This is a genomic window from Kosmotoga sp., assembly GCF_982836095.1.
Genome location: NZ_CEYIHJ010000016.1, coordinates 14,886 through 20,880, shown reverse-complemented (window position 1 = coordinate 20,880; position 5,995 = coordinate 14,886). Strand labels below are relative to the sequence as shown.

At 40.9% G+C, this 5,995-nt stretch carries 3 protein-coding genes; 1 reads left to right on the top strand and 2 read right to left on the bottom strand.

Going from position 1 to position 5,995, the window contains the following annotated elements; all coding sequences use genetic code 11:
- Window positions 1–369: 369 nt before the first annotated feature.
- On the top strand, window positions 370–3,270 hold the full coding sequence (locus AC3LHT_RS02335) for an InlB B-repeat-containing protein (RefSeq protein WP_488661844.1): 2,901 nt from the start codon (window positions 370–372) through the stop codon (window positions 3,268–3,270).
- A gap of 209 nt (window positions 3,271–3,479) precedes the next feature.
- Here AC3LHT_RS02335 and AC3LHT_RS02330 read toward each other — a convergent pair whose 3' ends face one another.
- Together AC3LHT_RS02330 and AC3LHT_RS02325 are read right to left on the bottom strand one after the other, a co-directional pair.
- A complete protein-coding gene (locus tag AC3LHT_RS02330; RefSeq protein ID WP_488661843.1) occupies window positions 3,480–5,243 on the bottom strand; it encodes an alpha/beta fold hydrolase in 1,764 nt (587 codons plus the stop codon).
- Between the two features lie 3 nt (window positions 5,244–5,246).
- Window positions 5,247–5,995: branched-chain amino acid ABC transporter permease (locus AC3LHT_RS02325; protein WP_488661842.1), on the bottom strand; the 749-nt coding region annotated here is incomplete at its 5' end.

Here is a 5,995-nt window from a genome sequence, read left to right as displayed (position 1 = left end):
TGTATGAGCTTTACAAGTCCTGGTCACGAAAGGAATCCACCACCAACTCAATCCTTTCAAGTCCTTCTAATCTAAAAGGGGGCACAACATCTTCATTTTGAATTTGGGAGGCTTTTTTCGCGACACCCTAAGCTCTTCTGGTATTTTTCATTTCTTTACCCATCATATAACTGGAATCTGAGTTATTATGATTTTTCCAAGCAAAAATGTCAGCGGAGGGTTTAACACGGAATTAATATAAGATGTTATGACATCAACACATGTTGATGTTGTATAACATTATCACAATTTGTGAAACTTTGCTTTGTTATTCTCAGCTGTAAAGAAAATTTCATGATTGCTTCTACAGAAAATTGGGGGTGGTGAAGCATGAAAAAGGTTTTACTGGTTACTGCTTGTTTTCTGCTCTTTATTACTTTTTTATTCTTCTCTGGATGTCCAATTCCAAAGTCTGTAATCCTAACACTTAATATTGTTGGCCAAGGTTCTACAATTCCTCCAGTAGGTCGGCATGCATATCCCATAAATACTATTATAAACCTTTCCGCAATTCCTGATGACAATTGGACTTTTAGCCATTGGGCTGGTGATGTTGCTAATCCATATAATGCAAATACAACAATTCAAATGAACTCTGACAAAGAGGTCACTGCCTATTTTGAAGAAGAAACCGAAATCAAGAAAATCATTAAAAAGGTCGACCTTGATCATCCGCTTTCACTCTATTTTATAGAAGAAATTATCCCATTGACCGAAGGCAACAAAGATGAATTACTTGACATGCTTGAAAATGGTTCACCTTTGGAAAGATGGGCTGCCGCTTATGCTTTCCAGAGGGTAACGACTCTACCAGCTACCGTTCTAAACGAGCTTGAAGATTATCTCAATGATTCAAATGAAACAATCAAGGCTCTAATAGCAACCGCTTTCCTTGTAAACAATGATGTTCGAGGAAAATCTCCACTTGAAAGTTTACTTTCTTCTGATGAAATTATGATGTTTAGCGTCCCACCTGAATTGATTTCAGAATTCGCTCTTGCAATACTCGAAATATATTTCCCAGATGAGTACAGCCCAGCTAAATCATTTGAGTCTTTGACCACAACGGTTACAGGAGGACCTTGCGATTATTCAGTAACTGTAAAAATAGCTTTTCATGGTGATGGTGCTAGCCAGACACAATTAGATAACTGGGAAAGTGAAGCTGAAGCGATCTGGAATGGCACAGAAGGGTCACGCCCATGGGGCGGGGAAAACGAGGAAGATGAGGACTGTTGCACAGTAAAATTTGACTTTATTTTCGAACTGATAACAGATGGTGCAACTCCAAACGATGCTCATGTTGTGGAAGTTAAATCTGTTAATGCTCATCATACATCTTTTGTATATACGCCACTTCCTACCCCGGGATCTACTGAAACCACAACTGGTGAGTTTGACAATCTGGATACAGGTGGTGTTGTAGCTCATGAAATAGGGCATCTGATGGGCTTGGATGACGAATACCATTATAATGAAGACGGTGATTACGTAAATGACAATCCACAAACTGAAGACCCTCAAAGTATTATGGCAACAACATCTGGAAGCATCTCTTCTCTTCCTGAGCACATTGATGAAATAATGTCTGATGCTGAAATTGAATGTGAATGCGACTTTAACGTCACTATGACACCAGCATACGATGTGAACATTTCACCAGGCGAACATACTGTAAATGGAGTGTTTGTCAGGAAAGACGGTACCGTGGCAAAAGGGTGTAAAGTCAAAGTGCAAGTTGCGGGGTTACACAACTTAGGTCCTGTGGAAAAAACAACAGATGAGAATGGAAAAGTCAGTTACACGTATCAATGCGAAATCAAAGGACATACTGGCTTAGACTTTATCACAATGGAAGGAGAATGCGGTGCATCAGATACAGTTCTAAAACAATGGATATCGTTAGGAAAGATCATTCCCATACCGCTTTGGCCCTACAATGACCAACGAGATGTGCCTTACGGTATGCCCACTCCATTTTCTGTTGATGCTACTCCTTCTTCAGCATGGAGGGCAGACAATTTTGCTATACATGTCATAATTACAGAAGATTCAACAGTGATATATGAAACCACTTCCACCGCTTCCGTTTTTGATGTCCCTGCTCTTCAACCCGCTACAACATATGAAGTGGAATTGATTCCTACTAACACCTTTTCTGGTGACGAAGGAATCAAGGAAGAAATATACTTTGAAACAAAAGTTCCAACTCCAGAATACATTGAACCACCTGAAGACATAAAGGTCGATCTTTCCGCTTCAGGTACATCTATAAGATCACATGAATTTGCGAAGTTAGTCAGTGATTCCATACTTAAGAAAGGGTATAAGCAAATGATCTTTGTCTTTGGGCAATGTTATGGAGGAGGATTATTTGCAGACTTAAAAGATCTTGATAAAACGCTCTTGAAATCTGCAGCAAGATGGAATGAAGCAAGCTGGGGCAATGATTCAAAAGGATATGATTACTGGCTTGAAGCACTAAGAAAAGAATTAGCGGAGGGTGATACTATAGCTCGTGCGGACCATGATGCAATGATGAATGACCCACATGGTCCTAACCCAGATGCTTCAGGGTGGAAAGGGCATCACGAAACACCACAAGGTCTCTACAATGGCGACGAAACCATGAAACTAACAGACGATGCGAGTTCAAAACATGCTTTGCTCTTTTCTGGTTCAGATAAGCCACGCCATAAGGGGGACATTGAAAATTGGGAGGAGACCTTAACTTCAACGCCTTTCGGTTTTGATGTAATTTCAATTGTTGGAGGAACGAAAGAAGATCTTGAAACTGCTTTAGCATCTATAAGCGCCCTAATGAACAGCAACGAAATTTTTCTGTTTATGTCTTCAGGACATGGAAGCATGGGTCAAAAAATTGCCACAGAAAAACCTGTAACTGATGAAGGTGCGGAGGTTATTTTTAGACCTTCATCTGAAATAGAGACAGAAATGGTTAAGATGTCACTTACAGGCATGTATATCACATTTGATGTATACGATGAGGGCATTTCTTATAACGTGTATCTAAATGGCTTACCCATCGGTTCAAGCTTACCAGGTGTAATAAGAACAGAGCTATTCGTACCAGTAGATTATATATTGTGGGGGGAAGATAATACACTCTTTTTTGAAGCAAGTCCGATAATTTATGAATTGGAAGCTGAAAGAATAATCTACGAAATCTTTCTTGACACTGGCGCTATTCCAACTATTAATGAGGAATAGCTTTGAGTATTTAAGAGAAATCCTGTATAGAGGTAAAAGGGCACTGATAACACGGTGTTTGGTAAAACTTGGGTGATGAGAATTTGAAGAACGAGACCTGAGAATCCGGGAGCCAGGTTATGAGTGATATTATGAAAAACGAGTTTATGATCCGCTTGTTTCACCCGATTCTAAGGTCTTGTTATTTGCAACTCGGTTCTTACAGTTACCTACTTTTTTATAAAATCAATCAGCTTTTGCATGAAGAGATCTGGTTTTTCTACGTTAACGCTATGACCGCAATCAGGGATAATTTCAACAGTTGCATTTTTCATTACTTTCTCAAACTCTCTAGCCATTTCTTCCGTTATTATAAGATCGAGCTTGCCAACAAGTATCTTGAAGGGGATTTCGAGTTTGGAAAGTTCTTTTTTGTAATCATATTCTTCAAGGGCTCTAGCATTTTCTACAAAGCACTCTGGTTTCATCATAAGGGCATCTGAAACGAGTTGATCAGTAAAGCGATCGACTGGCCTGGTTGGCATGGTCCCAATCAATGCTTTTTTCAACAAGTCGGCATTGCTTTTGTACAATTCCAGGACTGCATAAACTTCTGGGGCGGTTTTATAGCCCGAAGGAGGAGCTGGGTCAATCAGCAATACTTTTTCTACCATTTTCGGGTTATCAATTGCCATTTTCTGAACAACGGCGCCTCCAAGTGAGTGCCCTACCAGAATTGCCTTGTCGATATTCAGTTTTTTCATGAATTCCGAAACGTATTGTGCATAGACATCTATTTTTACTTCTTCGAGCCGTTCAGATTGTCCAAAGTTTGGCATGTCCACCGCGACGCCATGATATTCATTTGGAAGGTTGTCCAACGCTGGTTTAAACCAGCGCCAGGATGCGAAATTTCCATGGACAAAAAGGATGGTTTTTTTGGCTTCTCCATTTTTCTGTACATAATGAATCCTTTTTCCAAGCACTTCGACAAATTCGCCCTCGGCTTTTTTCATTTTTGCTATCCTCCTTTTAAGTGCCGTATAAGGTTTCCAGAGGAATTTGACATTGAATATTTGCAACGCATATGCGAGTCCACGCGGGAAGAAAAGCACAACCAGTACAAGTAATACACCAAAAATAATAGACATTGGAAGTTGAGTCCTGCTGAACATAAATGGCATGGCAACCATTATAACCGAGCCTATGAAACTTCCTGAAAGCGATGCCAATCCTCCAATGACAATGATAGCAAGGAGATTTATGGAATTTCCAAGTCCAAAATCAGTAGGAGAGATATAGCCGATAGTGTGCGCATAAAGGCTTCCGGCAATGCCTGCGTAAACGGCACTAATGACAAATGCGATGAGTTTATATCTTGAAATGTTTATACCCATAGATTGAGCTGCAAACTCGCTTTCCCTTATAGCCTTGAAAGCTCTGCCTGTTCGACTCTTTAAGATATTTGCACTGATGATGTATAAAAGAAGTGCAATTACCGCAGTGAGGTAATATTTTGCTGTATCTGAGGAAAGTTGAGCCCCCAGCAACTTTGGGGGTGTGATATTTCTGATTCCTATGTTCCCACCAGCGAATTCCCAGGATTTGAGCAACTGCTCTACAACTACACCAAAGGCCATTGTTGCAATAGCTAGGTAAAATCCTTTCAATCTGAGAGCGGGAATTCCCAGCAAAAAGCCAAAAAGCCCCGAGACACTTCCAGCTATCAAGAAAGATAGCAAGAAGGGCAAGTGAAAATTCATGGTTAGTAAAGTTGAGGTATAGGCCCCTATGGCCATGAAGGCAGCATGTCCAATGGATATTTGACCGGCGTATCCTATAACAATATTCAGCCCCAGCGTAGTTATTGTGTAAATAAGAACCAGAGAAAATATGGTCATCATAAAAGGCTGGCCAGTGAAAAACAAGGGGATTACAAGAAAAAGAAGCGCTGTTAATATCCATTGCCTGTTTTTATACAAAGTATCACGCATAGTCTACACCCTTTCTGCTGACCTACGGCCAAGAAGACCTTCAGGTTTTATGAGAAGCAGTATGAGAATAATGAGCAAAGCAAAGGCCATTTTTAGTTCTTCAGAAAGATAACGGGCCACGAATTGCTCAATGATACCAAGCAGAAGTCCACCGACAACTGTACCGGGAAGGCTTTCAAAACCTCCGAGAACCGCAGCTGTGAGTCCCTGTATCTGAAGATCTAACATCATATTTGGGTTTATTTGAGTTCTTGGCGCCGCCATTATAGCCGCAAGAGCGCTCAATGCAGTTCCAACACCCCAGGAAAAAGCGAATACCGTACCTACTCTGATCCCCATCAGTCTGGCGGCGGTTTCATTTTGCGCAGTTGCACGTACAGAGAGTCCGACCCTTGTAAATTTGAAATAGAGGAAAAGAGCCAGCATAATAACCGCAGCAATGCCAAAAATGAGGAGATCCTGCCTGGTGAGTATGATTCTTCCCTGTGGAAACTTGATGAAAATAGGTCTTCCATGTATAAGGGAAGGGAAAGGTTTATAGTCTTGTTTCCATATTTCCAATGCTAGACCTTCAAGAATCATTAATAGCCCTAAGGTTAAGATCAACATCGCTGAATGAGAAAGATGGCGAATCGGGCGCAACAACCCTCTTTCCGTAGCAGCTCCAAGAAAGAACCCAAAAACAATGGCAGTGAGCACTGCAAGCCACAGCGGCAGTCCAGCAATGGCAAAAACAGTGTATGCAATATATG